Raw genomic sequence first — 24,817 nt, forward strand, 5'->3', positions numbered from 1 at the left:
TCGGGTGGCATCTTGACCTGCCCCATGTTCTGGGTTCCGGCTGCGGTGGCTAACTGGCGTCGTGGTTATGCGCTCACGTACAGCGGAGGTATGGGTGAGTCGCCACTTCAGCCCATTCAGCCCGCCCCGCAGCCGACAACTCCGCGCCCAACTTCCATCAGCTGCGCACAGCCGCTACGAGCGGCCGCCCACATCTGCGACCCGCATCGGGTCGCTCCCGGCATCCCCCACCGTCCGCGAACCGCTCCCACCCGCGTTCAACCTCTCCATGAATCCCGCAACGGCGTCCGCAAAAAACCGGCATAACCGACGAAGCGAATCGGAACTGGGGTCAAGATTTCGCATGCCCCCATACCCCGGCCGCCGGCCAAGGGGTCGCCGCTCCCACCGCGCTCCCGACCCCAGCCCCCCCCATGGGAGCAACCCCCACCAGCACGAAGAGCGCCAGCCCATAACCAGAACTCGACCCGATCGACGGGAAAACGACCCCGCCCCGGGGTCACAAATCGGGCTCGGATGTGAACGCACGCGCAAGGAATCGAATATGAGCGCAGCGGCCCGAGTGGGAGCACGGAGGGAGCAAACAGACAAGGGGACACCGGGAGCACGGGAGCACGCTCCCCGCTCCAAGTGGGAGCATGGGAGCAACAGAAAAAGGGCCGTTCGAAAACGGCCCTTCACCTGCGACGTTCGATCGTTCGAACTTGTCGGGACGACAGGATTTGAACCTGCGACCCCTTGACCCCCAGTCAAGTGCGCTACCAAGCTGCGCCACGTCCCGGTGCTCGTTGACCTGGGGTTTCCCCCCGGCCTCACGCGCAGAGAAACCATACCGCACTCGGAGCCGTGGTCGCGCATCCCTTCCGGTGGGTGGGCGGGGTCCGGCAGGCCGCGGGAGCGGGGGTTGACCTCAAGCAAAGTTGAGGTCGCAGGCTGCGTGTATGACGACGACCACATCGGATGACATCGCCACCAGCGCCACCGGATCCGACGAAGCTGTCGGTCCCGTCGGGACTGCTGGGCCCGACAAGACCGACAAGGCCGATAGGGCAGACAAGAACGACAGGGCCGACAGGGCCGACGGACGGCCCGGCCATCGGTACGCGGATCTGCCTCGGCTCATCAGTCTGATGACCGGGGACGAGAAGCACGGGCCCGCCGCCACCTCCACCCTCGACGTGTTGTGGGTGCTGTACGACCGCGTTCTGCGGGTCGGGCCGGAGAGTGTCGAGGAGGTCGGGCGTGATCGGTTTCTGTTGTCCAAGGGACATGGGCCCATGGCGTACTACGCCGTGCTCGTCGCCAAGGGGTTCGTGCCCGAGGCGTGGCTGAGTGGGTTCGGGGCGTATGAGTCGCGGCTCGGGCATCATCCCGATCGGGTGCTCGTGCCGGGCGTGGAGATCGGGAGCGGCTCTCTGGGGCATGGGCTGCCGATCGCGGTCGGGACCGCGCTCGGGCTTCGGGCCCAGGGGCTGGGCGAGCCGGCCGTCTGGACCCTGGTCGGTGACGCCGAGCTCGACGAGGGCAGCAACCACGAGGCCATCGCCTTCGCCGGGGCCGTCGGGCTGGAGCGGCTGCACACCGTCGTCGTCGACAACCTGTCCGCTACGTACGGCAGGGCCGGCGGCATCGCCGCCCGGTTCGAGGCCGCCGGGTGGTCGACGGTGACCGTCGACGGGCGGGACCACGAGGCCTTGTACCAGGCCTTCAGCGCATCCCATCCGGGGCGGCCGCACGTCGTCGTCGCCCGTGTCGAGCCCAAGTTTGAATGAGCCCCCTCCCCTCTCCCCCACCCCCGCCGCTCCCTGCCTCTCGCGCCCCCTTTCCAGGAAGGACATCCACCGTGGACACCATGCGTGATCGCTTCGCCCCCGTTCTCAGCCAGATCCTCGACGAGGATCCCCGTGTCGCCGTCGTGCTCGCCGAGATCGGGGCCGCGCCCTTTGCGGGGGCCGCTCGGCGGCATCCGGAGCGGGTGATCAATGTCGGGATCCGGGAGCAGTTGCTCATCGGGGCGGGGGCGGGGCTTGCGCTCGCCGGGATGCGGCCCGTGCTGCACACCTTCGCAAGCTTTCTCGTTGAACGGCCTTTTGAGCAGGTGAAGTTGGACTTCGGGCATCAAGGGGTCGGGGGTGTGCTCGTGAGTGCGGGCGCGTCGTACGACGTGTCTTCCGGGGGCTTTACGCACATGGCCCCCGGCGATGTGGCGCTGCTCGACACCCTCGACGGGTGGCGTGTACATGTGCCTGGGCATCCCGACGAGGCCGAGACGCTGCTGCGGCGGGCCGTCGGGGCCAGTGGTGATGTGGTGAGTGGCTCGCAGGAGTACGTGCGGCTCTCCGTGCAGAGCAACAGGGAGGCGTTGCCCGTGGACGGGGGGCGATTCCTGGCCGTGCGGGAAGGGCGGCGGGGAGTCGTGGTCGCCGTTGGGCCCATGTTGGACAACGTGCTCGCCGCCACCGAAGGGCTTGATGTCAGTGTTCTCTACGCGACTACCGTTCGGCCTTTTGATGACACTGGGCTGCGGCGGGCCGTGGATGCGAGTGGCAGCGCTGATGTCGTGATCGTCGAGCCCTATCTCGCCGGGACCTCCACCGGCGCCGCCACTGGCGCGCTCGTCGATCTGCCGCACCGCGTACTCGGACTCGGTGTCGGGCGGCGGGAGTTGCGGCGGTACGGGAGCGTCGAGGAGCACGTCGCCGGGCATGGGCTCGACGCGAGGGCGCTGCGGGAGCGGATCAGTGGGTTTCTGCTTTCCCGTGTCCCCTCTGCCGCTGCTCCGGCATAGGAGGCATAGAAGGCATAGGTGGCACAGGTGGCACAGGAGGGGTGGGGGCACGAGGGGGCTGTGCCTCCGCTCTCACCAGGCCCCTGATCGCCGGGACCGAGATCATCGTCGCCGCCACCATCAGCGTGATCACTCCTCCTGCCAGCAGGACCTGCTGGGTGCCGAACGTGGCCGCTGCCGGGCCCGCCAGTGCCTGGCCCACCGGCTGCATGGCGATGGAACCGGCCACCTCGTAGGCATGGATGCGGTTGAGGACCTCGCGCGGGACCTGCGTCTGGACGCTCGTCGCCCACATCACGCCCCAGAACGACATGCAGGCCCCGGCCACCGCGCAGCCCGCCATCATCCATGGCACCCCCAGGCCGGCGCCCGCCGTCGCGGGGAACAGGGCGAAGCCGAACAGCGCCAGGCCACCCGCGCGCAGCATCCGGCGCGGGCGCACGCGCAGGGCCAGTACGCCGCCGATGACCGTGCCCGCGCCGAGCGCCGAGTTCACCAGGCCGTACGCGCTCGAGCCGTACTCCTGCGTTACCTGTACGGCCACCAGGGGGACGGCCGGGCCCCACGCTCCGATCATCAGCACGCACCAGATCGAGATCACTCCCCAGAGCCATCTTCGCGATCTGAACTCCCGCCAGCCCTCCACCAGTTCGGAGCGGAAGGCGCCTCGGGTGCGTGTCTTCCCACTGTCGCGTATGACCGGTGGCAGGCGCAGGAGGAGCAGGCACAGGGCGCTCAGGCCGTACGTTCCCGCGTGCGCCGCGAAGACCAGGCCCGGTGAGGCCAGCGCGACCAGCATGCCCGCCACCGCCGGGCCCGCCAGTTGTGCGCCGGACTCCGCCACCCGGATCGCGCCGTTCGCCGCCTGGACGTCGGATGCGAGGCGGGGCACCGTGCCGGCGACGCCGGGTTGGAAGATTGCCGCGGCCAACCCGTTGATCGCGCCGATGACGCAGATCTGCCAGAGCACGACATGGCCGGTGAAGAACATGACGGCCGCGAGGGACTGTGTCACCAGGCGTGCGAGGTCGGCGCCCGTCATCAGCAGGCGGGTGTTGAAGCGGTCCGCCAGCACCCCGCCGAAGATGACCAGGCCGGCGAAGCAGGCCACCGACGAGGCCATGGCGAGGCCCACCGCGCCTGCCCCGTAGCCGTGCTGCAGGAGGCCTGCCGCGAGTGCCACCGGCAGCATGGTGTCGCCGAGCTTGGCCACGCCCCTCGCGGTGAAGAAGAGGCCGAAGTCGCGGGTCCAGATGCCGCGCCGGGGCACGACATCGGCGTCCTCGGCGTCCTCGGCATCGACCGCCCGGTCGACCATCCCCGTCCCCCGTTCGCCGTCCCCGCGGCGCACCGCACGCGCGCGGCCCGCCCTCGCGAGCGGATCATGCCATGCGGACGTGCGGCGCCTCACCTGGTTTCATCCCGCCCGCGGAAGGCCCAACTCCGGGTGTGCGTCCAGGAGTCGGGACGGAGCGGCCTGGCGCCAGGAGTCGGCGAGGATGTCGCGCAACTCGGCCGTGTTTTCCAGGGCCGCGAGGCGCGCCCGGACCCATGCGAAGGACGCCTCGTGGTCCGCGATCCAGAACTTGTCCGGCTCGGACAGGACGAGTTCGTCGCGCTCCTCCTTCGGGCAGCGCACCGCTATCGACGTCTCGTCCTCGGGCAGCGTGGCGAACATCTTCCCCGCGACCCGGAACGTGGGCATGCTCCAGGCGACCTTCTCGGTCGTGTCCGGCAGGGACAGGGCTACGGTGCGTACATCCTCGGCGTCCAGCATGCTACGAACCGTAGCCAACGCCACTGACAACGCCACCGACAACGCCATCGGACCCGGGGGCGACCCCCTCGCGGTCACCCGCTCACGGCACCCGCTTGTCCAGCCACGCCACCAGGTCCGCCTGTACCTCGTCACGGTTCGTCTCGTTGAGGATTTCGTGGCGGGCGCCCTCGTAGCCCTTCCAGGTGAGGTCGGTGACGCCCAAGTACCGGAAGTCCTCCAGGAGTTCGTGGACGAGCGTCATGCGCTGGTTGCACGGGTCCTCCGTGCCGACCGCGATGTGGATCGGCAGGTCGGCCGGGATGCGGGCGAGGTTCGCCGGGTCGTTGATGCGGCGGACCGCGCGGACCCAGTCCAGGGACAGGCCCGCCGAGAAGTCGAAGCCGCAGCGTTCGTCGGCGACGTACTTGTCGACCTCCGCCTCGTCGCGCGAGAGCCATTCGAAGCCGGTGCGGTGCTCGTACGGGTCGTTGAAGGAGGAGAAGAGGTTGCCCACGTACGGCGAGGCGCCGGCGCGGCCGCCCGCCGCGACCGCGGCCTCCAGAGCCGCGATGTCGCCCTCGTTGTCGGCGCCGGGCAGGGAGCGGAAGGTGCCGGAAAGGATCAGGGCCACCAGGTCGTCCGCATACCGCTGCGCATAGTCGCGCGCGAGCAGCGAGCCGAGGCTGTGACCCAGCAGTACGAACGGGACGTTCGGGTACAGGGCGCGTGCCTGGTCGCCGATCGCCTTGAGGTCCTCGACGATCGACACCCACGCGTCGACGGTCTCGGGGTCGCCGTCGTCCGTGACTCCGTAGCCGCCCGTGGTCGAGGCCGTGGCGCCGTGGCCGCGGTGGTCGGAGGCGATGACCGCGTAGCCGTGGGAGGTGAGGTGGCGGGCGAAACGGTCGTAGCGCTGACCGTGTTCGGCCGCGCCGTGGGCGATCTGGACGAAGGCGCGAGGCCTGCCGTCGTCGGGCAGCCAGGTGTACGTGGCCACGGCGGCGCCGTCTCCGGTGCTGAGCGCGCTCGTCGTGTACGTCGGGTCTGTGGCGGTCATCTGGCGGCTTCCTCTCGGACAGTCCGTACGGCCCTGTGGGCGGGCGGGGCAACGCGGGTGCGGTGTGAGGGGGCGGGTGCGGTGTGCGGGTGCGGTGCGAGTCCGACCTGCACGTCTCCTCCCCTCCCCCGCACCGTAGGCCCTCACTCCTGGCAATCACCGACCGGCACGAGCCCGGCGGTCACCGACCGGGCCACGTAGTCGGGGATGACGCCGGCCTCGTCCCGGTCCTCCCCCGCCTCAGCCCTCCGCCGCCTCCCCCAGCGCCTCGAGCACCGGCCGGATCAGCGGGTGTTCCTCCACCCCGTGCCGTACCGCCGCGAAGACCTTCCGGGTCGGCGCCGCGCCGTCGATCGGCCGGACCACGACGTGACTCAGGTCCACGCCGTGCAGGGCCGAGCGCGGAACCAGCGCCACGCCCGCGCCAGCGGAGGCGAGGGCGACGACAGCGCGGAAGTCGTCCGACGAGTGCTCGAACTGCGGGGCGAAACCGGCATGTTCGCAGGCCAGGACCACCACGTCGTGGCAGGGGTTGCCGGGGTACGGGCCGATCCACGTGTCCTTCGCGAGGTCGGCGACCGGCACCCACTCTGTCGCCGCGAGGCGGTGCGTGAGCGGCAGGACCGCGTCGAACGGCTCCGCGTACAGCGGCACGCGCGTGATCCGGTCGTCGTCGGCGGCAGGCGCGCCCCGGTAGTCGACGGCGACCGCCACATCGATCCGCCGGTCCAGCAGCATCGGCAGGCTGGCGTCGCCTTCGGCGTCCTGGACGCGGACGCGGATGCCGGGCGCCGACTTCGACAGCAGGGCGAGGGCCGGCCCCACGACGAGGCCGATGCCCGTCGCGAAGGAGGCGAGCGTCACCGTGCCCGCCTCACCCGTGCTGTACGCGGCCAGCTCGGCCTCGGCCCGCTCCAACTGGGCGAGGACCGCGTTGGTATGGGTGAGGAGGATCTCGCCGGCCGACGTCAGCCGGACTCCGCGCGCGCCGCGCTCGACCAGCTTGTGGCCCGTCTCCTGCTCAAGGGCCGTGAGCTGCTGCGAGACCGCCGAGGGGGTCAGGTACAGCGCGGCGGCCGCAGCCGTGACGGTGCGGTGGTCGGCCACCGCACGGAGGATGTGCAGCCGCCGCGCTTCGATCATGAGCCGATTCTCCCAAACGGGTCTGACACTGCCCCCGGGGAGGCGTCAGCCGAGCTCGGCGCGGGCCGCCACGAACGCGTCCACCGCCCTGTTCACGTCCTCCGTGGAGTGCGCCGCCGACAGCTGGACGCGGATGCGCGCCTGGCCCTGCGGCACCACCGGGTACGAGAAGCCGATCACGTAGATGCCGCGCTCCAGGAGCAGCTCGGCCATCCGCCCCGCGACGGAAGCGTCGCCGATCATCACCGGGGCGATCGCGTGGTCGCCGGGGAGGACGTCGAAGCCCTCCTCGGCCATCCGCGTACGGAACAGCTTGGTGTTCGCCGCGAGGCGCTCGCGCAGGTCGCCCGCCGACTCCAGGAGGTCGAGGACCTTCAGGGAGGCCGCCGCGATCACCGGGGCAAGGCTGTTCGAGAACAGGTACGGGCGCGAACGCTGGCGCAGCAGCGCGACGATTTCCGCGCGCGCCGCGACGTAGCCGCCGGACGCCCCGCCCAGGGCCTTGCCGAGGGTGCCGGTGATGATGTCGACGCGGTCCATGACGCCGTGCAGCTCGGGGGTGCCGCGGCCGCCGGGGCCGACGAAGCCGACCGCGTGCGAGTCGTCGACCATGACCATGGCGTCGTAGCGCTCGGCGAGGTCGCAGATGTCGGCGAGCGGCGCCACGTAGCCGTCCATGGAGAAGACGCCGTCCGTGACGATCAGCTTCCTACGGGCGTCGGACGCCGCCTTCAACTGCGCTTCCAGGTCGGCCATGTCGCGGTTGGCGTAGCGGAAGCGCTTCGCCTTGGACAGGCGGATGCCGTCGATGATCGACGCGTGGTTGAGGGCGTCGGAGATCACCGCGTCCTCGGGGCCGAGCACGGTCTCGAAGACGCCTCCGTTGGCGTCGAAGCAGGAGGAGTACAGGATCGTGTCCTCCTGGCCGAGGAAGGCCGACAGGCGCGCCTCCAGCTCCTTGTGAACCTCCTGGGTGCCGCAGATGAAGCGGACGGACGCCATGCCGTAGCCCCAGCGGTCGAGGGCCGCGTGGCCCGCCGCGATCACGTCGGGGTGGTCGGCGAGGCCCAGGTAGTTGTTCGCGCAGAAGTTGAGCACCTCGCCGGGACGGCCTCCCGCGGTGACCTCGACGGTGGCGGACTGCGGGGTGCCGATGACCCGCTCGGGCTTGTGCAGGCCCGCGGCGGCGATCTCGTCGAGGGTCGCCTGGAAGTCTGCGCGCGCGTTGTCGAACATGACGTGAGTCCTTCTAAAGATGGGACCAGGGATGGGAAGTTCGGTGGGGGCGGGGAGCGCTCAGGCGGTCCAGTCCAGGATGACCTTGCCGCCCTTGCCGCTTGCCGCGTCCTCGAACGCCGCGTCGAAATCGGTGTACGCGTAGCGGCCGGTTATCACCGGCGCGAGGTCGAGGCCGCCTTCGAGGAGCACCGACATCGCGTACCAGGTCTCGAACATCTCGCGGCCGTAGATGCCCTTGATGGTGATCATCGAGGTGACGACGCGCGCCCAGTCGACGGCGAACTCCTCGGACGGCAGGCCGAGCATGGCGATCCTGCCGCCGTGGGTCATGTTCGCGAGCATGTCGCGCATGGCGACGGGGTTGCCGGACATCTCCAGGCCCACGTCGAAGCCCTCGCGCAGGCCGAGTTCGCGCTGGCCGTCGGCGACGGTCGAGGTCGCCACGTTCAGGGCGAGGCTCACGCCCACCTTCCGCGCCAGCTCCAGACGTTCCTCGCTGACGTCGGTGACGACGACGTTGCGGGCGCCGGCGTGCTTGGCGACGGCCGCCGCCATCAGGCCGATGGGTCCGGCGCCCGTGATCAGTACGTCCTCGCCGACGAGCGGGAAGGACAGCGCGGTGTGCACGGCGTTGCCGAACGGGTCGAAGATCGCCGCGACATCGAGGTCGACGGGGACGCGGTGCACCCACACGTTCGACGCGGGCAGCGCCACGTACTCGGCGAACGCGCCGTCGCGGCCGACGCCGAGGCCGACCGTCGCCCGGCACAAGTGGCGGCGCCCGGCAAGGCAGTTGCGGCACTTGCCGCACACCAGGTGGCCCTCGCCGCTGACCGTGTCACCCACGGCGATGTCGCTCACGTCGCGCCCGGTCCCGACGACCTCGCCGACGAATTCGTGGCCCACGACCAGCGGCGCGCTGATGGCCGACCGCGCCCAGCCGTCCCAGCTGCGGATGTGCAGATCGGTGCCGCAGATCCCGGTGCGCAGGACCTTGATCAGTACCTCCCCGGGGCCGACGCCGGGCTCGGGGACGTCCGTCAGCCACAGACCCGGTTCGGCCTTCTCCTTGACCAGTGCCTTCAAGGGTTCGACTCCTGTCGTCGCGCACGCGGGCAGGGCGAACCGGCCCGCGTACGACGGAGAATGGGTGGTGGGGTGCGCTGCGTCAGTCATCCGGATACGTCCCGAATGCGGTCCGCCGACACCGCAGACTCTTCCGTACACGGCGCGTTCGGTCCATCGAGGTTTTCTTAAGCGGCGCCCCAGGTTTCCTACAGGCCCGCGCCGCGCTCGGCGCGGACAACGCGACCGCGCTGATGGGCTCACCGGCCGAAGGCACACGTCCGGCCGGTTGATCCACTCAACGAACAGACTGTCCGAATAACGGACGCACGACGCATCCCCTCCCACGTGGTCGCATACTGTCGCCGCACTTCAACCCGTCTCAGACAGCGAACAGGCACGACCATGACACGGACCTCCGTCACGGACCGGCCGCAGGCCGGATCCGACGTCGGCGTCACGCCGGGCGACGTCGAGGACGCCTCCACCGGCACGGAACTCGGCCACGGCCTCAAGCAGCGGCACCTTTCGATGATCGCCCTCGGCGGTGTCATCGGCGCGGGGCTCTTTGTGGGGTCGGGGGCCGGGATCGCCGCCGCAGGACCCGCGGTCGTACTGCTCTTCGCGGGCGCCGGATTCGTCGTCATGCTGCTCATGCGGATGCTCGGCGAGATGTCCGCCGCCCGGCCGGCCACCGGCTCGTTCTCCGTGCACGCTGAGCGCGAACTCGGCGCCTGGGCGGGGGCGACCTCCGGCTGGATGTACTGGACCATGCTGACCTGCGGCGTGGCCGCGGAGGCGACCGCGGCCGGGCAGATCATGCACGGCTGGGTGCCGTTCCTGCCCGCCTACGGGTGGGTCGCCGTCTTCATGGTGTTCTTCTGCCTGAGCAACCTGGCCGCCGTGCGCAACTTCGGCGAGTTCGAGTTCTTCTTCTCCGCCCTGAAGGTCACGGCGATCTGCGCATTCCTCGTCCTGGGCGTCCTCGGCATCTTCGGTGTCTTCGGTGACGCCCCCGGCGCCTCGAACCTCACCGGCCGGGGCGGCTTCTTCCCCACCGGCTCCTCCGGCCTGATCGCCGGACTGCTCACCGCCGTCTTCGCGTACGGCGGCCTGGAGACGGTGTCCATCGCCGCCGCCGAGTCCGACAAGCCGCGCGAGAACGTGGCCCGCGCCGTGCGCACCGCAGTGTGGCGCATCGCGCTCTTCTACGTAGGGTCGATGGCGCTGGTCGTCGCCCTGGTGCCGTGGAACGACCCGAGCGTCGCCGCCGACGGCCCGTACGTCACCGTGCTCGACGAGTTCGGCATCCCGGCCGCCGGCACCATCATGCAGGCCGTCATCCTGGTCGCCCTGCTGTCGGCGATGAACGCCAATATCTACGGTTCCTCGCGCATGGCCTACTCGCTCGTCTCCCGCGGCCTCGGCCCGCGCTTCCTGGGCCGGGTGCGTCGCCGCGTGCCGGTGGCCGCGGTGCTCGCGTCCTGCCTCTTCGGGTTCTTCGCGGTGTTCGCCGGCGTCTGGTGGCCCGACACCGTCTTCACGTGGCTGATGAACACGACCGGCGTCGCCATCCTCGTCGGCTGGGTCTTCATCTGCCTCGCGCAGCTGAAGATGCGCCGCCGCCTGGAGCGCGAGTCGCCCGAGCTGCTCACTGTGAAGATGTGGGGCTTCCCGTATCTGACCTGGCTCGCCCTGGCGGCCATCGCGGGTGTCTTCGTGGTCATGGCCTCGACGGCCGACGGCCGCGACCAACTGCTCGTCTCCGCGATCCTGGTGGTGGCGCTGGCCGCGGGCGGGTACGCAAAGCAGCGCAGGGACGCGCGCCGCTGACGACTCCGGTGCGGGGCGGGCTCAGTCGAGCAGATCGCCCCGCCCCCGTACCAGTTCCATCAGTTCACCCGCCATCGACTTGATGGTCGCGAGCCCCGCCTGTCCCCACGGGCGGGGTTCGGTCGCGACCGCGCACACGGTGCCGAGGGCGAGCCCCGTGCGCTCGTCGATCAAAGGCGCGCCCAAGTAGGAGCGGATTCCGATTTCGTCGACTACAGGGTTGCCCGCGAAGCGCGGGTAGTCGCACACGTCTTCAAGGACGAGTGCTTTGCGGCGCACGACTACATGTGGGCAGTAACCGTGATCGCGCGCCATGTAGCGCGCCACTTCACCTTCCGTAGACGTCGATGTGGCGGCCGAGGCCGCCACCGCGCCCAGTTCGCCGCCCCGGTGGTCCCCACCGGGGGTGTGCAGGCCGGCGAAGAACTGCCGGTTGTCGTCCATGAAGTTGACCATGGCGTACGGGGCGCCCGTCACCTCGGCGAGCCGGTCCGCGAAGCGGTCGAACACCGGCTCGGCACGCTGCCCCAGGTCGAGCCCGCGCAACCGGCGGGCCCGCTCGGCACCCTCCTGGTCCTGCGGGGTCAGCAGCAGCCTCCTGGTCGCGTCGTACGTCACGTGTGGGCCCCGAACCCCGAGGCGGTCGCGGGCGCGTGCGCCAGCAGGTGTCGTACGAGGGTGAGCAGCGTCTGGATGCCGGAGCTCGAAATGCGCGCGTCGCAGCGCACGACGGGCACCGCCGGGTCCAGGTCGATGGCGGCGCGGACCTCGTCGGCCTCGTAGCGGTACGAGCCGTCGAACTCGTTGACCGCCACGACGAAGCCCATGCCGCGCTCCTCGAAGAAGTCGACGGCGGCGAAGCAGTCCTCCAGGCGGCGCGTGTCCGCGAGGATGACCGCTCCGAGGGCGCCCTCGGACAGCTCGTCCCACATGAACCAGAAGCGCTCCTGGCCCGGCGTGCCGAACAGATAGAGCACGTGCTCGGGGTCCAGGGTGATCCGCCCGAAGTCCATCGCGACCGTCGTCTCGACCTTGTTCTCGATGCCGTCGAGGTTGTCGGTGTCCGCGCTGACCGTGGTGAGCAGCTCTTCCGTGCTGAGCGGAGCGATCTCGCTGACGGCCCCTACGAAGGTCGTCTTGCCGACCCCGAACCCGCCCGCGACCAGGATCTTCAGTGCGGTGGGGAAAGGGTCAGAGCTGGCGTCGTAGTCCATCGAGCACTGCCTCCAGTAGGGACCGGTCAGTGGGGTTGTCGTGGAACGTGGGGGGCTTGGTGGTGATCGCCTGGCAGTCGACGAGGTCGGAGAGGAGAACCTTGGTCACGCCCGCCGGGAGCTTCAGATGACCGGCGATCTCGGCGACCGATGTGACCTGCGCACACAGGTCGAGCGCCTGGCTGTGTTCCGGACCCAGATAGCCGAGGGGGGTCGCCCCCGTGGCCATCACATGGGTGAGCAGATCCATCGACGTACTCGGCCGGGTGCGTCCGTTGCTGATCGCGTACGGACGTACGAGCCGGCCCGCGGCGCCGTCCAGCCATGGCCCGTCCTGCGGGGCCGCCACCGTCAATTCCTCATCGCCGTGGGCTGGGCGGAGGGCTGCCGGGGTGCGGTGACCAGGTAGGGGCGCACGCTCTTGACGAGCATGGCCATCTCATAGCCGAGCACGGCCGCGTCCGCGTCGCGCCCGGCGAGGACCGCGAGACAGGTTCCGGAGCCGGCGGTCGACACGAACAGCAGCGCTGAGTCGAGCTCCACCACCACCTGCCGTACGTCGCCGCCGTCGGCGAACCGGATGCCCGCGCTGCGGCCGAGCGAGTAGAGGCCCGAGGCGAGGGCCGCCATATGGTCGGCGCTGTCGGCGTCGAGCCCGTGCACGGACTTGACGAGGCCGTCAGAGGACAGCAGCACGGCGCTGCTGGTGTGGGGAACGCGCTGGACGAGGCCGCTCATCAGCCAGTCGAGATCGGACACATGACCCGTCGGCACATCGCTCGCCATGGGGGATCGACTCCTTGGTGGACTGCTGGGTGTGGTGCGGGGAGGTGGGGGATCGGCGGGGGCGGGCGCGGTGCGGGGTGCCGTGCGGCGCGGGTGGTCGGGCGGGTACGCGCGCGTGGTGGTGTGCGGAGGCGGGGGCGGGCGTGTGTGCGGCGTCAGGGTGGTCATGCAGGGGCGCCGCCTCGGCCGTGGCCGCCCTGGTCGTCGGGGCCCGGCTCCCACTGCTGAGCGTTCGGGGCCTCGTCGCCGGGGGCGCGCGGTTCCGCCGACTCGGCGAGCGTGATGCCGCGCTGGAAGGCGGCCATGAGACCGGGGTCGTGCACGGAGGGCGCCGACTCCTCATGGCGTGGCGCGGGGCCGCCGCGCAGTTGCGGAGCGATGTGCTCCTGGGCCCTGCGGTGCGGCAGTTGGGGGCGGCCCATGGTGCCCCGTACGACTCCCTCGGGGCGGGGCACCAGGGGCTCGGCGTGCGCCGCGGCCTCGCGGGACTCGGGGCGGAGGCCGGGGAGTGCGTCGGCGGGGGTGGGGCGGGAGCCTCCGGCGATGCGCTGCGGGAGGGGGGTGGCGTGGGGTCCGGGGCGGGAGGTGGTGGGTGGGGTGCCGTTGGGCGCGGGGGCCGTGAGGGGGGCGTCGGTCGGCGGGCCGGCCGGAGGCGCCCCTATGGGCGTGCCCGTGGGGGGTGTTCCTGTTCCTGCGAAGGGTGCGTCCGTCGGCGTGCCGGCGGCAGGCGTGCCCATGGGCGTTCCCGCGAGGGGTGTGTCCGTAAGTGGTGTGCCCGTCGGCGTGACGGCCGGAGGCGTCCCAATCGGTGTGCCCGTGGGTGGAGTTCCCGTGGGTGGTGTGTCGGTCGGCGGGGCGGCGGGCGGGCCCGTCGGAGGGGTTTCCGTGAAGGGGGCGGGCAGTGGGCCGAGGGGCGTGCCCGTAGGAGGGATTGTCGTGAAGGGGGTGTCGGTCGGCGTACCGGCCGGAGGTGTTCCCGTGTGGGGCTGGCGGGGCACCACGGAAACGGCGCCGTGGAGCGGGGCGGGGTCGGGCTGCGGCGGGGGGCCCGCTCGGTGGCCGTTCGCCGACGGCATCGGCTCGCCGCCGAGCACGCTGTTCGCGGTCGCCGCCGCGGCGGCCTTGCGGACGTGCGGGATGCGCACGCCCGCCCCGTCCGTGTCGCCGTCCCCGCCGAGCAGGTCCTGGGGCAGCACAAGGACCGCCTGCACTCCCCCGTAGATATTGGTCTGCAGCCGCACCGTGATGCCGTGCCGTCGCGCGAGCTGCGACACCACGAACAGGCCGATGCGGCCGTCCGCGAGGAGGCTGGCCACGTTGACCTGGTCGGGGTCGGTGAGCAGCGTGTTCATCTTGTTCTGCTCGGTGACCGGCATGCCGAGGCCGCGGTCCTCCACCTCGATGGCGAGCCCGGAGGTCACCGGGTTGGCGCGGAGCAGGACCTGGGTGTGCGGGGCGGAGAACACCGTGGCGTTCTCGACGAGTTCGGCCAGCAGGTGGATGCAGTCGGCGACGGCGTGCCCGCGCAGTGTGCCGTCGATCGGCGGCACGAGTTTGACCCGCGAGTACTGCTCGACCTCGGCGATCGCGGAGCGCATCACCTCGGTCATGGACACGGGGTGGCTCCACTGGCGGCGCGAGACGGCGCCGCCGAGTACGGCGAGGTTCTCGGCGTGCCGGCGGGTGCGCGTGGCCATGTGGTCGACGTGGAAGAGGCCCTTGAGCAGGTCGGGGTCCTCTACCTGGTTCTCCAGCTCGTCGAGAAGGCTGATCTCCCGGTGCACGAGCGACTGCAGGCGCCGGGCGAGGTTCACGAACACCTCGACCTTCTGCCGGCTGCCTGCCTGGCTGGACAACTGGGTGGCCTGGACGACGGCGGTCACCGCGACATCGTGTCCGCGCGCGAGGTCGACGGCGAGCCGGTCGAAGTCATCGCCTCCGGGCGCGCCGACGGCGGGTGCGCGGCGCGGCGGAGGGGCCTCACCTTTGCGCAACTGCTCGACCAGAGCGCGCAGTTCGGACTGGCGGTGCGCGGCGCCCTGACGCAGCGCGAGCACCCGGTCGCGTACGACGGCGGCGGTGCGCCGCGCGGCGACGGCGGCGATCACGATGCCGGCGACCGTCACCAGGCAGGCCCCGCCGAGCACCGCCCACAGCGTCGGACTCGGCCGCACGCCGGTGTGCTGGAGGACGAACAGCACGGCCGCGCTCGCACCGAGGGCCACCGCGAGCGGCGGAAGGACGGCGATACGCAGGAGTTGGGAACGTATGTGGGTCTCGGTCGGCTGTGGCGCGGCCCGCCCGGCCGGCCTGCCGTGCCGACCGCCTTCGCGGCGGTCTGCGCGGGCGGCCGACTGGCGGAGCTGGGACATACGGCGACCTCGTCCTCGGTTCTGTGAGTTCAGGGGCGTGGCTCGGCAGCTGAATGGACAGCAGGCAGCGCGACCGGGCGTCGCACGACGAGCACACACGGTAGTCGCCAACGGCATATACGCGAGGGGCAGTTGACAAACTCCGACGGCCGAGGTCCCGCTCTGGTATGAGCCTTCGCACCTACGACCGAATACCTACGCGCGCAGCGTCCGCACACCCGTTCGTCAGGGCGATTCAGGAAACTCGACGGGCCGGATTCAAGACGGATGGAGACCTAGAGCCGACCTAGAGCCTGTCGTCCGGGCGGAAGCGGGCCTTGATGTGCATGCGCTCTCCCTGGGGACCCAGGATGCTGAGGAATTCCACGGCGCGTTCGTCGGCGTTGCCGAACCAGTGCGGGAGGTGGGTGTCGAACTCGGCGGCCTCGCCCTCCGTGAGGATGACGTCCTGGTCGCCGAGCAGGAGGCGCAGCCGGCCCTGGAGTACGTACAGCCAGTGGTACCCCTCGTGCGAGCGCGGCTCGGGTTCCCGGCCGTCGGTGAGGCCCGCGGGAAGGGTCTGCTTGAACGCCTGGAGGCCGCCGGGCTTGCGGGTCAGCGGCACGATCGTCACGCCGTTGCGCGTGACTGGACGCGGGTGCACGCGCGGGTCGAGGTCGGCCGGGGCTCCGACCAGTTCGTCGATCGACACCTGGTGGGCCCTGGCCAGCGGCAGCAGGAGTTCGAGCCCCGGCTTGCGGTGCCCGGACTCGAGGCGGGACAGCGTGCTGATCGGGATTCCGGTGGTTTCCGACAGGGCTGTCAGGGTGGCGCCCTTGTGCCGGCGCAGCTCGCGCAGCCTCGGTCCGACCGCGGCCAGCACCCCGTCGACGTCGTCGCTCATCCGTCCACCGTGCCCGCGTTTTGCGTTTTCTGCAAAGAAGTTTGCCCGTACGCACGCGTGGCGCGACCTTGGCGTCGACGGGGTCACCTCACCGTCGAACCGACGAGAGACAGGACCGGACGCCAATGGACAACGACTTCACCCAGCGCGACAGCACCCAGTTCGACACCCCCGAGCACGACGGCCCCCAGTCCGACACCGCCCAGGAGTGGGACACGCGGTACCGCGCCAGCGACCAGCTCTTCAGCGGCAACCCGAACGGTGTGCTGGTCGACGAGGTGAGCGACATGCGGCCCGGCCAGGCGCTCGACGTCGGCTGCGGCGAGGGCGGCGACGCGCTCTGGCTGGCCCGGCGCGGCTGGCAGGTCACGGCGGTCGACGTATCGGAGGTCGCCCTGCGCCGCGCCGCCGAGGCCGGCGCCGATGTGGCGGGCCGGGTCTCCTGGTCGCGGGCCGACCTGGCCGTCACGCCGCCGCCGGCGGGCGCCTTCGACCTGGTGACCGTCCAGTACTTCCCGCTGCTGCGCAGCGCGGGCCTGGCGGCGGCGCGCGGACTCGTCGACGCGGTCGCGCCCGGCGGCACACTGCTGTTCGTCACGCACGCCCTGGCGGACCTGGCGCAGGACCATGCGGTGACCGCCAAGTTCAACCCCACCAACTACTACTGGGCGGACGACGTCGCCGCACTGCTCGCCGGGGACGGCAGCGACGCCGGCCGCCGCGACGGCGACCGCGCCTGGAAGATCGAGGTCAACGAGACCCGCCCGCGCACCGCCCCGGCCCCGCCCGGCACACACCACCACCGGGACACGGTCCTCCGGGCCCAGCGCCTGGCGTAAACGGAAACCGGGGCCGGGCAGGGCGGGACCGGGGCGGGCCAGTAGGCGCCGGACGGCACCCAGCCACCCACCGCCGACGGCGCGGCCCGCCAACCCGCCAACCGCAGTCTCCGCGCCCTCCGCCCTCCGCCCTCCGTCCTCAGCCCTTTCCCCTCGACCGCCCTCCACCTACCCCGCGACCACGATCCCCGCATCCTCCGCCCCCGTCACGGGCCCGCCCACCGGCCACCCGCCCTGCGGTTCGGCCGCGACCGCCCGCCACCACTGCTCCGTGGGCAGCGCCTCGGCGTCCGGCTCGAAGGGCTCGCCGGGGCGCGGCAGCGCGATGCGCGCGGCGGAGCGGCGGGCCGCGGTGACGGTCCCCTCGCCGGGCTCGGTCCACGCGTGCGGCGCCAGGTTGAACGTGCCCCAGTGGATCGGCAGCATCGGCCCGGCCGCGGGCCCTCCCTGTAGGTCGAGGTGGGCGCGCATGCCCTCCTCCGGGGTCATGTGGATGTCCGGCCAGTACTCGGAGTAGGCGCCGATCTGGATCATCGTCACGTCGAACGGACCGTGCTCTGCACCGATGTCGGTGAAGCCGGAGAAGTACCCGGTGTCGCCACTGTGGAAGACGCGGTGCTCGGGCCCGGCGGCCACCCAGGAAGCCCACAGGGTGTGCTGCGTGTTGCGCAGGCCGCGGCCGCAGAAGTGGCGGGCAGGGGTGGCGGTCAGTGTCACCCCGGCGACCTTCGTCGACTCGTGCCAGTCCAGCTCGCGCAGCCGGTCCGCGGGCACGCCCCAGTGCTCCAGGTGCGCTCCGACGCCGAGCGGCACGGCGAACACGGTGTCCGTGTGGGCGAGCGCCTTGATGGTGGGCATGTCCAGGTGGTCGTAGTGATCGTGCGAGATCACCACCACGTCGACCGGCCCCAGCGCGGCGAGCGGCAGCGGCGCCGGGTGCAGCCGCTTGGGCCCCGCGAAGGCGAACGGTGAACAGCGCTCGCCCCACACCGGGTCGAACAGCACCCGCACCCCGTCTATCTCCGCCAGGACGCTGGAGTGCCCCATCCACGTGATCCGCAGGCCGCTCGACGGCGGCTTCGCCAGGTCGGCGAGGGTGGTGGCGTGCACGGGCACGGTCCCCGTGGGGGCCCTGCGGGCGCGCTCGTCCTTCCGGAAATAGTTCTTCGCGAACTCGAGCATCGAGCCGTCGGGCCGAATGCGGGCGCCCTCCGGGTTCCGGAAGGACCCGTCCGCGAAGTTCGGGGACCGGCGGATGCGGTCCAGACGTGCTCCTGCGGGCTCGGCGCCAAAGGCATCGGGCTGGAGCGAGCGCAGCCCGGAAGTCAGAGAACGAGACACGGCGCCTCCCATTGATCGATCAGGTTTCCCATTATGTGCGGCACCACTGACAACGCGCCGGGTGCCTCTTCTGTGCCCGAGTCCCAGGGCTTGTGACCGGCGTCCCTCCGCCGCCGTCCCGCACCCCTCGCAGAAACTGATCCATCATTCAGTACCAGTTCGATTGACAGCACTCTCGACGACTCCGGATACTGACTGGCGATTCAGTAAAGCCAACTGGATCCAGCGAAGCCGGAAGCCGTATGGAGGCACCGTGTCGGAACTCCCCACCGAGCTGGTCCCGCTCACTCCCGAACAGCACGCCGTCGTCGAGCTCGCCCGGACGTTCGCGGCCGAGGAGATCCGGCCACGCGCGCGTGCTGTCGACGAGGCCGACGTCGAGACGCCCTGGGACCTGTGGCGCAAGGCGGCCAAGGTCGGCATCACCGGGTTCATGCTCCCCGAGGAGTTCGGCGGAGGCGGCTTCACCGACGTCTTCACGCAGGTCCTGGTACAGGAGGAGCTGTGCGTCGGCGACCTGGGCATCGGCAATCTGCTCTGCTCGAACGGCTTCTTCGCCGACCCCGTGCTCGCCCTCGGCACCGAGGAGCAGCAGCGCACCTGGCTCACCCCGCTCGCCGGCCCCGACACCCCGATGACGTCGCTCGCGACCACCGAACCGGGCGCGGGTTCGGACGCGGCGTCGATCGCGACGACGGCCCGCCGCACCGAGGGCGGCTACTTGCTCAACGGCCAGAAGTCGTGGATCTCGAACGCGGGCGAGGCCGACCGCTACGTGGTGTTCGCCAAGACGGATCCGACGCAGCGCTCGCGCGGTGTCAGCGCCTTCCTTCTGCACAGGGACACCGAGGGTGTCAGCTTCGGCGAGCCGATGCGCAAGATGGGTCAACGCGCCATCGTCTGCCGGGAGATCTTCCTCTCCGACGCCTTCGTCCCCGCGGAGAACCGGCTCGGCGACGAGGGCCAGGGCTTCAACGGTCTGATGCGCACCTTCGACATCTCGCGCGCCGTCCTGGGCGCCGCCGCCACCGGTGTCGCCCGCGCCGCCTACGAGTACGCACGCGACTACGCGCGCACGCGCGAACAGTTCGGCAAGCCCGTGATCGAGCACCAGGCGGTCGCGTTCCGGCTCGCCGACATGCGTACCCGCGTCGAGCAGTCGCGCCTGATGACGTGGCGCGCGGCCCGCCGCCTGGACGCGGGCCTGAGCGCCACCACGGAGGCGGCCATGGCCAAGCTCACCGCGTCGGAGACGGCGGCGTACTGCACATGGGCGGCAGTGCAGACGCTGGGCGGCTGGGGCTACTCGCGCGAGTTCCCGGTCGAACAGTGGATGCGCGACGCCAAGTTGGAGGAGATCGAAGAGGGCACCTCCGACATCATGCGCCTGATCATTGCGAGGTCACTGTGACGTCTGTCCACGAATCCGCCGTAGTTACGCGTCACAGTCCCGAGCCGCCACCGGACCGCACCCACCTCACCGGCGGCGAAGCCCTCGTCCGCGCCCTGGCCGCCCACGGCGTCACCCGGGCCTTCGGCATCCCCGGCACCCACAACCTGGAGATCTACCGCCACTTGACGGCCTACGGTGTCGCGCACACCGCGCCGCGCCACGAACAGGGCGCCGGATACGCGGCGGACGCGTACGCGCGCGTGACGGGCACGCCCGGAGTGGCGATCACCACCACCGGGCCCGCGCTTCTGAACATCGCGGCGGCCGTCGGCCAGGCGTACTCGGACAGTGTGCCGCTGCTGGTGATCTCGCCGGGCATGCCGCTGCGCCACCCCCGCCAGCCGACGGGCCTGCTGCACGAAATGCGCAGCCAGACCGAGGCGTTGCGGAACGTGGCCGCCTTCAGCCACCGGGTCTCCTCGGTGGCGGAGATCGGTGCGGCGGTGGCGCGTGCGTTCACGCTGTTCCGCTCGGAGCGGCCGCGTCCGGCGCACATCGAGATCCCGCTCGACCTCCTGGAGGCGGCCGAGCCCACGGGCCCGGCCCGCACCGCTCCCCCGGCCGCGCCGCACGTCCCCGACGCGGCACGCGTCGAGGAGGCCGCCGCGCTCCTCGCCCACGCGCAGCGCCCGGCCATCGTCCTCGGTGGCGGAGCCCGCGGCGCGGCGGACCAATGCCTCGCCCTGGCCGAACAGTTGGCGGCCCCGGTGGTCACCACGGCGAACGGGAAGGCGATCGTCGACGAGGGCCATCCGCTCTCCCTCGGCGTGTCCCTGCACAGCCCGGTGGTGCAGGAGTGGCTCATGAGCCTGGACGTGGTCCTGGCCGTCGGCACGGAGCTGGCCGAGTCCGACATCTGGACGGCCGAACCGCTCCCCCTCCAGGGCCAGTTGATCCGGGTCGATCTCGACCCCGCGCAGATGTACGCGGGCGTCCCGGCGAACGTCCCCCTGGTCGGCGACGCACAGGCCACACTCGACGCGCTCACCCTCGCAATCGCGGCCGCCACCACACACACCACCGCCACCCCGAACCCCACCACCGCCCACGCCCGAACCACCGCCCACGCCGAAACCGCCGCCCTCAGGGCATCCCGCGACACCGAATCCCGCCCCCGCGACGCCCACTGGCTGCCCTACCTGAAGGCGATCCGCGGCACCCTCACCCCGGACGCCGTCGTCACCTCGGACAGCGCCCAGTGCTGCTACTACGGGGCCCTGCCGCACCTCACCCTGGGGCCGCGCGCCCGCTACCTCCACCCCACCGGCTTCGGCACGCTCGGCTATGCGCTGCCCGCCGCGATCGGCGCGAAGGTCGCCTGTCCGGACCGCCAGGTGGTGGCGCTCAGCGGCGACGGTGGGCTGCAGTTCTCAATCCAGGAGCTGGCCACGGCCGCCGCGCTCCAACAGCCGCTCGCCGTCGTCGTGTTCGACAACTCCGGTTACGGCGAGATCCGCGACGAGATGAAGGCCCGCGGCGACGCACCGCTCGCGGTCGACCACGCGCGCGTGGACCTGCCCTCCCTCGCCCGCGCCTACGGAGGACACGGCGCGACGGCCCACTCCCCCGAGGAGCTCGCGAAGCTGCTGAGCACCGCCCTGACCACTCCCGCCCCCACCCTGATCGTCGTCCCTGAGGAGTCCGCATGACCACCGCCCACACGCCCGCCGGCACCGCCACGCCCCCGACGGGCTGGACCACCCCGGGGACAGCCGCGGCGGCCCCCCTCACCCAGCTCACCTGGACCGACCATGTCACCGGCCGCCACGGCTACTTGGTGATCGACCGCTTGGTGCGCGGCGTCTCCAGCGGCGGCCTGCGGATGCGGGCCGGCTGCACACTGGAGGAGGTCGCGGGGCTCGCGCGCGGCATGACGATGAAGGAGGCGCTGCACTACAACCCTCAGGGCCGCTACATCCCGCTGGGCGGCGCCAAAGGCGGCATCGACTGCGACCCGCAGGACCCGGAGGCGTACGGCATCCTGGTGCGCTACCTGAAGGCGATGCGCCCGTCCATCGAGTCCTTCTGGACGACGGGCGAGGACCTGGGCCTCACGCAGGACCTGGTCGACAAGGCGGCGGCCGAGGCCGGGCTCGTGTCGTCCATCCAGGCCGTGTACCCGCTCCTGGACGACGAGGAGACGGCCCGTCAGCGGCTCGCGGACGCCTTCGCGGTGGACGTCGACGGCATCGGTCTCGACGAGCTGGTGGGCGGCTGCGGCGTCGCCGAGGCGGTCCTGGTCGCGCTGGACCGCGCCGGCCGCTCCTACGCAGGCACCCGTGTGTCCCTCCAGGGGCTGGGCACCATGGGCGGCGCCACGGCCCGCTTCCTCACGCGCGCGGGGCTCACGATCGTGGCGGTGGCCGACCTGAAGGGCACCATCGCCAACGACGCGGGCCTCGACATTGAGGCGCTGCTCGCGGCCCGCGACGCCTACGGCACGGTGGACCGGGAGCGACTGCGCCCCGAGGACCGCGAACTGCCGGGCGACGCCTGGCTGTCGGCGGACGCGGACGTACTCGTCCCGGCCGCGGTCTCGTACGCGATCGACGCGGCGAACCAGGAGCGGATCACGGCCCGCTGGGTCGTCGAGGCGGCGAACATGCCGGTGCTCGCGGAAGCCGAGGACCTCATGACCCGGCGCGGCATCACGGTGCTGCCGGACGTGGTCGTCAACTCCGGGACGAACGCCTGGTGGTGGTGGACCCTCTTCGGCGACATCGGCGCGGACGCGGACGAGGCGTTCGCCTACACGCGGCGCTCCATGCGCTCCCTGATCGACCAGATGCTCGCGCGCGCGGAGGGCGACGGAACGACCCCGAGGGCAGCGGCGCACGCCATCGTCGCCGACCGCCTGCCGATCCTCGCGGAGAGGTTCGGGTGGTACAGGTGACGACGTCAACAAGCCTGGGCGCGCTGTACGACCCGGCGTCCGTCGCGGTCGTCGGCGCGTCCGACAACCCGGAGAAGTGGGGCTACTGGCTCGCGGCGGGCGCCCTGACCGGCCGCGCCCGGCGCGCGGTCCACCTGGTCAACCACAAGGGCGGCCACCTCCAGGGCGAACCGTTCCGCCCCGCCCTGTCCACGCTGACCGAGCCACCCGAGCACGTGGTGGTCGCCGTCCCGCCCCACCAGGTGCGCCCAGTGGTTCAGGAGGGCCTCGACGCGGGCGCCCGCTGCTTCACAGTGATCACGTCGGGCACCACCGAAGAGGACTCCCTCGCGAACCTGGTCACCTCGCGCGGCGCCCGCCTGCTCGGCCCCAACTGCATGGGCATCGTCGACACGAGCAGCCAACTCCGGCTCAGCTGGGGCGACTTCCCGGTCGGCGCCCTCGGCCTGGTCTCGCAGAGCGGCAACCTGGCCCTGGAGATCGGCAGACATCTCGACCGTGCGGGCGCGGGCTTCTCGCGCTTCGTCTCGCTCGGCAACCAGCGCGACATCGACGCCGCCGACGCCCTGGAGTCCCTGATCGCCCACGAGCCCACGAGAGCGATCGCGGCGTACGTGGAGGACTTCCGGGACGGCCGCCGCCTCGCGGACGTCCTGGCGGCCGCGCACGCCGCGGGAAAGCCGGTCCTGCTCCTCACGGTGGGCCGCAGCGCGGCATCGGGCCGCGCGGCCGCCTCCCACACGGGCGCCCTCGTCAGCCCGCACGCGACGGTCGCCGCGGTCTGCCGCGACGCAGGTGCCCTCCTCCTGAACTCGGCGGGCGAACTCGTCGACACCGCCCTCCACTTGATGTCCCCCACCCTCCCCCTCGTACGTTCCCGCCCCCACCCCCCACGCCACGAAACCACCCCCGCCCCCGCCCTGGCCCCGGCCAGCGCCACCCCACCCCCTCCGCACCGGGTCGCCGTCATCGGGGACAGCGGCGGGCAGGGCGCGCTGGCCGCCGACTCGTTCGCCGGGTGCGGCTTCGATGTGCCCGCGCTCTCCCCGGCCACCGTCGAGTCCCTGGCCGCGCACCTGCCGCCGGGCGCGGGGCGGGTCAACCCGGTCGACCTGGCGGGTGCGGGTGAGCGGGATCTGGCCACCTACGCGCGCGTGGCGGCCACCTTGCTGCACAGCGGCGACGCTGACACGGTGGTGCTCACGGGCTACTTCGGGGACTACGCGACCGCGAACCCGGCCCAGGCAAGGCGCGAGTGCGAGATCGCGCACGCCCTCGCCGACGCCGCCGGCGCCGCGGGGCGGGCCCTACTCGTGCACACCATGGCCCGCGACACCCCGGCCCTCGCCGTCCTCAAGGAACGCGGCATCCCGGTCCACGAGCGCGTCGAGCAGGCGGCAACGGCACTCGCGGGCGCCGTGCGCCTGGCCTCCGCGACTCCGCGCCTGCCGCAGGAGCGAACCACTCCCCCGGCGGCGTACGAGGTCGAGGACGGCGGCTACGAGCGGGTGCGGGAGCTGCTGGCGTCCTACGGAGTCGCGTTCCCCACGGCCGAGTTCGTGACGGACGCGGACGCTGCGGCGGAGGCTGCCTACCGCACGGGCTACCCCTTGGTGCTCAAGGCGATGGGGCTCGCCCACAAGACCGAGGCCGGCGGTGTGGCGCTGCACATCGCCGACGAGCTCGCCCTGCGGACCGCGTTCGCGCGGATGCGGGAGGCCACGGGGGCGGCCCGGTACGCGGTCGAGTCGATGGTGACGCCTCCGTACGCGCGCGAACTCATCGTCGGCGTACGCAAGGATGCGGCGTTCGGCCCCGTCGTCATGGTCGGCGCCGGAGGTGTCACGGCCGAACTGCACGCCGACACCGCGCTGGCGCTGGCCCCGCTCACCCCGGCACGCGCGCGTGCGCTCCTGCTTGAGCTGCGGCACGCGCCGCTGTTGACCGGGTGGCGCGGCGCACCGGCCGTCCATCTGGAAGCGGCCGTGGCGGCGGTGTGCGCGGTGGCACAAGCGGCGGCGGATCACCCGGAGTTGACGGATCTGGAGGTCAACCCGCTGCTCGTGCATCCCGGAGGGGCGATCGCGCTGGACGCGCACGCGGTGCGGGCCTCGTAGGGACCGGTGCGCAGGCGGGCCGTTGTCAGACCCGC

21 protein-coding genes and 1 tRNA gene are annotated in these 24,817 nt (G+C 71.6%); 8 read left to right on the forward strand and 14 right to left on the reverse strand.

Annotated elements, in window-relative coordinates:
- Positions 1-707 precede the first annotated feature (707 nt).
- A tRNA-Pro gene (locus tag ACWD2L_RS18805) sits at positions 708-781 on the reverse strand.
- Between the two features lie 349 nt (positions 782-1,130).
- On the opposite strand from ACWD2L_RS18805, the gene ACWD2L_RS18810 reads away from it, so the two are divergent.
- Both ACWD2L_RS18810 and ACWD2L_RS18815 read left to right on the forward strand, forming a co-directional pair.
- On the forward strand, positions 1,131-1,772 hold the full coding sequence (locus ACWD2L_RS18810; RefSeq protein ID WP_351334863.1) for a thiamine pyrophosphate-dependent enzyme: 642 nt from the start codon (positions 1,131-1,133) through the stop codon (positions 1,770-1,772).
- A 71-nt stretch (positions 1,773-1,843) separates the two neighbouring features.
- A complete protein-coding gene (locus ACWD2L_RS18815; RefSeq protein WP_351334687.1) occupies positions 1,844-2,788 on the forward strand; it encodes a transketolase family protein in 945 nt (314 codons plus the stop codon).
- Here the strand turns inward: ACWD2L_RS18815 and ACWD2L_RS18820 are convergent.
- From ACWD2L_RS18820 to tdh, 6 genes are all read right to left on the reverse strand, one after another.
- Positions 2,739-4,106, reverse strand: a complete 1,368-nt coding sequence (locus tag ACWD2L_RS18820) for an MFS transporter (protein ID WP_351334689.1) — start codon at positions 4,104-4,106, stop codon at positions 2,739-2,741. The two genes, ACWD2L_RS18815 and ACWD2L_RS18820, sit on opposite strands and share 50 nt — an antisense overlap.
- A 99-nt stretch (positions 4,107-4,205) precedes the next feature.
- Positions 4,206-4,565 carry an MmcQ/YjbR family DNA-binding protein gene (locus ACWD2L_RS18825; protein ID WP_351334692.1) on the reverse strand — a complete coding sequence of 120 codons (360 nt, stop codon included), beginning with the start codon at positions 4,563-4,565 and terminating at the stop codon, positions 4,206-4,208.
- Positions 4,566-4,647: 82 nt separating this feature from the next.
- The gene (locus ACWD2L_RS18830; RefSeq protein WP_351334695.1) at positions 4,648-5,604 is read right to left on the reverse strand and encodes an alpha/beta hydrolase; all 957 of its coding nucleotides are present in this window, start codon (positions 5,602-5,604) and stop codon (positions 4,648-4,650) included.
- A gap of 240 nt (positions 5,605-5,844) precedes the next feature.
- Entirely contained in the window at positions 5,845-6,747 is a 903-nt protein-coding gene (locus ACWD2L_RS18835) for a LysR family transcriptional regulator (protein ID WP_351334698.1), read from the reverse strand.
- Between the two features lie 45 nt (positions 6,748-6,792).
- Positions 6,793-7,983: a glycine C-acetyltransferase gene (locus ACWD2L_RS18840; RefSeq protein WP_351334701.1), complete on the reverse strand. Its 1,191-nt coding sequence runs from the start codon at positions 7,981-7,983 to the stop codon at positions 6,793-6,795.
- Between the two features lie 60 nt (positions 7,984-8,043).
- Entirely contained in the window at positions 8,044-9,072 is a 1,029-nt protein-coding gene (tdh, locus tag ACWD2L_RS18845; protein ID WP_351334866.1) for an L-threonine 3-dehydrogenase, read from the reverse strand.
- A 384-nt stretch (positions 9,073-9,456) separates the two neighbouring features.
- Between tdh and ACWD2L_RS18850 the strand changes: the two genes are divergently transcribed.
- Entirely contained in the window at positions 9,457-10,884 is a 1,428-nt protein-coding gene (locus ACWD2L_RS18850) for an amino acid permease (RefSeq protein ID WP_351334704.1), read from the forward strand.
- A 21-nt stretch (positions 10,885-10,905) separates the two neighbouring features.
- Here the strand turns inward: ACWD2L_RS18850 and ACWD2L_RS18855 are convergent, their stop codons facing one another.
- The 6 genes from ACWD2L_RS18855 to ACWD2L_RS18880 all read right to left on the reverse strand — a co-directional run bounded on the left by ACWD2L_RS18855 (position 10,906) and on the right by ACWD2L_RS18880 (position 16,139).
- Positions 10,906-11,502 (reverse strand): GAF domain-containing protein, encoded by a 597-nt coding sequence (locus ACWD2L_RS18855; protein WP_351334707.1) that lies wholly within the window; start codon positions 11,500-11,502, stop codon positions 10,906-10,908.
- Positions 11,499-12,098, reverse strand: coding sequence for a GTP-binding protein (locus tag ACWD2L_RS18860; protein ID WP_351334710.1), 600 nt, complete (start codon positions 12,096-12,098; stop codon positions 11,499-11,501). The genes ACWD2L_RS18855 and ACWD2L_RS18860 overlap by 4 nt, the downstream gene beginning before the upstream one ends.
- Positions 12,076-12,447 (reverse strand): DUF742 domain-containing protein, encoded by a 372-nt coding sequence (locus ACWD2L_RS18865; protein ID WP_351334713.1) that lies wholly within the window; start codon positions 12,445-12,447, stop codon positions 12,076-12,078. Before ACWD2L_RS18865 ends, ACWD2L_RS18860 begins: the two co-directional genes overlap by 23 nt.
- A 2-nt stretch (positions 12,448-12,449) precedes the next feature.
- On the reverse strand, positions 12,450-12,884 hold the full coding sequence (locus ACWD2L_RS18870) for a roadblock/LC7 domain-containing protein (protein WP_351334716.1): 435 nt from the start codon (positions 12,882-12,884) through the stop codon (positions 12,450-12,452).
- Positions 12,885-13,048: 164 nt separating this feature from the next.
- On the reverse strand, positions 13,049-15,256 hold the full coding sequence (locus ACWD2L_RS18875) for a sensor histidine kinase (RefSeq protein ID WP_351334718.1): 2,208 nt from the start codon (positions 15,254-15,256) through the stop codon (positions 13,049-13,051).
- Between the two features lie 286 nt (positions 15,257-15,542).
- Positions 15,543-16,139 carry a helix-turn-helix domain-containing protein gene (locus ACWD2L_RS18880; protein WP_351334720.1) on the reverse strand — a complete coding sequence of 199 codons (597 nt, stop codon included), beginning with the start codon at positions 16,137-16,139 and terminating at the stop codon, positions 15,543-15,545.
- A gap of 125 nt (positions 16,140-16,264) precedes the next feature.
- On the opposite strand from ACWD2L_RS18880, the gene ACWD2L_RS18885 reads away from it, so the two are divergent.
- Positions 16,265-16,978 (forward strand): class I SAM-dependent methyltransferase, encoded by a 714-nt coding sequence (locus tag ACWD2L_RS18885; protein ID WP_351334722.1) that lies wholly within the window; start codon positions 16,265-16,267, stop codon positions 16,976-16,978.
- A gap of 168 nt (positions 16,979-17,146) precedes the next feature.
- Here the strand turns inward: ACWD2L_RS18885 and ACWD2L_RS18890 are convergent, their stop codons facing one another.
- Positions 17,147-18,331 carry an MBL fold metallo-hydrolase gene (locus ACWD2L_RS18890; protein WP_351334724.1) on the reverse strand — a complete coding sequence of 395 codons (1,185 nt, stop codon included), beginning with the start codon at positions 18,329-18,331 and terminating at the stop codon, positions 17,147-17,149.
- A gap of 241 nt (positions 18,332-18,572) precedes the next feature.
- On the opposite strand from ACWD2L_RS18890, the gene ACWD2L_RS18895 reads away from it, so the two are divergent.
- The 4 genes from ACWD2L_RS18895 to ACWD2L_RS18910 are packed head-to-tail and all read left to right on the forward strand — an operon-like array spanning position 18,573 to position 24,782.
- Positions 18,573-19,730 (forward strand): acyl-CoA dehydrogenase family protein, encoded by a 1,158-nt coding sequence (locus ACWD2L_RS18895; RefSeq protein ID WP_351334727.1) that lies wholly within the window; start codon positions 18,573-18,575, stop codon positions 19,728-19,730.
- Positions 19,727-21,421 carry a 5-guanidino-2-oxopentanoate decarboxylase gene (locus tag ACWD2L_RS18900; protein WP_351334729.1) on the forward strand — a complete coding sequence of 565 codons (1,695 nt, stop codon included), beginning with the start codon at positions 19,727-19,729 and terminating at the stop codon, positions 21,419-21,421. Before ACWD2L_RS18895 ends, ACWD2L_RS18900 begins: the two co-directional genes overlap by 4 nt.
- Complete coding sequence (locus ACWD2L_RS18905; RefSeq protein WP_351334732.1) at positions 21,418-22,665, forward strand: glutamate dehydrogenase; 1,248 nt, start codon at positions 21,418-21,420, stop codon at positions 22,663-22,665. The genes ACWD2L_RS18900 and ACWD2L_RS18905 overlap by 4 nt, the downstream gene beginning before the upstream one ends.
- Positions 22,662-24,782: an acetate--CoA ligase family protein gene (locus ACWD2L_RS18910; RefSeq protein ID WP_351334734.1), complete on the forward strand. Its 2,121-nt coding sequence runs from the start codon at positions 22,662-22,664 to the stop codon at positions 24,780-24,782. The genes ACWD2L_RS18905 and ACWD2L_RS18910 overlap by 4 nt, the downstream gene beginning before the upstream one ends.
- Positions 24,783-24,817 lie beyond the last annotated feature (35 nt).

It is taken from the genome of Streptomyces sp. NPDC002754 (genome assembly GCF_053592315.1).

What these genes read in the sequence shown, in the direction of transcription:
- ACWD2L_RS18810 (WP_351334863.1), top strand. Translation starts at nt 1,131, where the DNA reads ATGACCGGGGACGAGAAGCACGGGCCCGCCGCCACCTCCACCCTCGAC.
- ACWD2L_RS18820 (WP_351334689.1), bottom strand. Translation starts at nt 4,106, where the DNA reads ATGGTCGACCGGGCGGTCGATGCCGAGGACGCCGAGGACGCCGATGTC.
- ACWD2L_RS18825 (WP_351334692.1), bottom strand. Translation starts at nt 4,565, where the DNA reads ATGCTGGACGCCGAGGATGTACGCACCGTAGCCCTGTCCCTGCCGGAC.
- ACWD2L_RS18830 (WP_351334695.1), bottom strand. Translation starts at nt 5,604, where the DNA reads ATGACCGCCACAGACCCGACGTACACGACGAGCGCGCTCAGCACCGGA.
- ACWD2L_RS18835 (WP_351334698.1), bottom strand. Translation starts at nt 6,747, where the DNA reads ATGATCGAAGCGCGGCGGCTGCACATCCTCCGTGCGGTGGCCGACCAC.
- ACWD2L_RS18840 (WP_351334701.1), bottom strand. Translation starts at nt 7,983, where the DNA reads ATGTTCGACAACGCGCGCGCAGACTTCCAGGCGACCCTCGACGAGATC.
- ACWD2L_RS18850 (WP_351334704.1), top strand. Translation starts at nt 9,457, where the DNA reads ATGACACGGACCTCCGTCACGGACCGGCCGCAGGCCGGATCCGACGTC.
- ACWD2L_RS18860 (WP_351334710.1), bottom strand. Translation starts at nt 12,098, where the DNA reads ATGGACTACGACGCCAGCTCTGACCCTTTCCCCACCGCACTGAAGATC.
- ACWD2L_RS18870 (WP_351334716.1), bottom strand. Translation starts at nt 12,884, where the DNA reads ATGGCGAGCGATGTGCCGACGGGTCATGTGTCCGATCTCGACTGGCTG.
- ACWD2L_RS18875 (WP_351334718.1), bottom strand. Translation starts at nt 15,256, where the DNA reads ATGTCCCAGCTCCGCCAGTCGGCCGCCCGCGCAGACCGCCGCGAAGGC.
- ACWD2L_RS18880 (WP_351334720.1), bottom strand. Translation starts at nt 16,139, where the DNA reads ATGAGCGACGACGTCGACGGGGTGCTGGCCGCGGTCGGACCGAGGCTG.
- ACWD2L_RS18885 (WP_351334722.1), top strand. Translation starts at nt 16,265, where the DNA reads ATGGACAACGACTTCACCCAGCGCGACAGCACCCAGTTCGACACCCCC.
- ACWD2L_RS18890 (WP_351334724.1), bottom strand. Translation starts at nt 18,331, where the DNA reads ATGGGAGGCGCCGTGTCTCGTTCTCTGACTTCCGGGCTGCGCTCGCTC.
- ACWD2L_RS18905 (WP_351334732.1), top strand. Translation starts at nt 21,418, where the DNA reads ATGACCACCGCCCACACGCCCGCCGGCACCGCCACGCCCCCGACGGGC.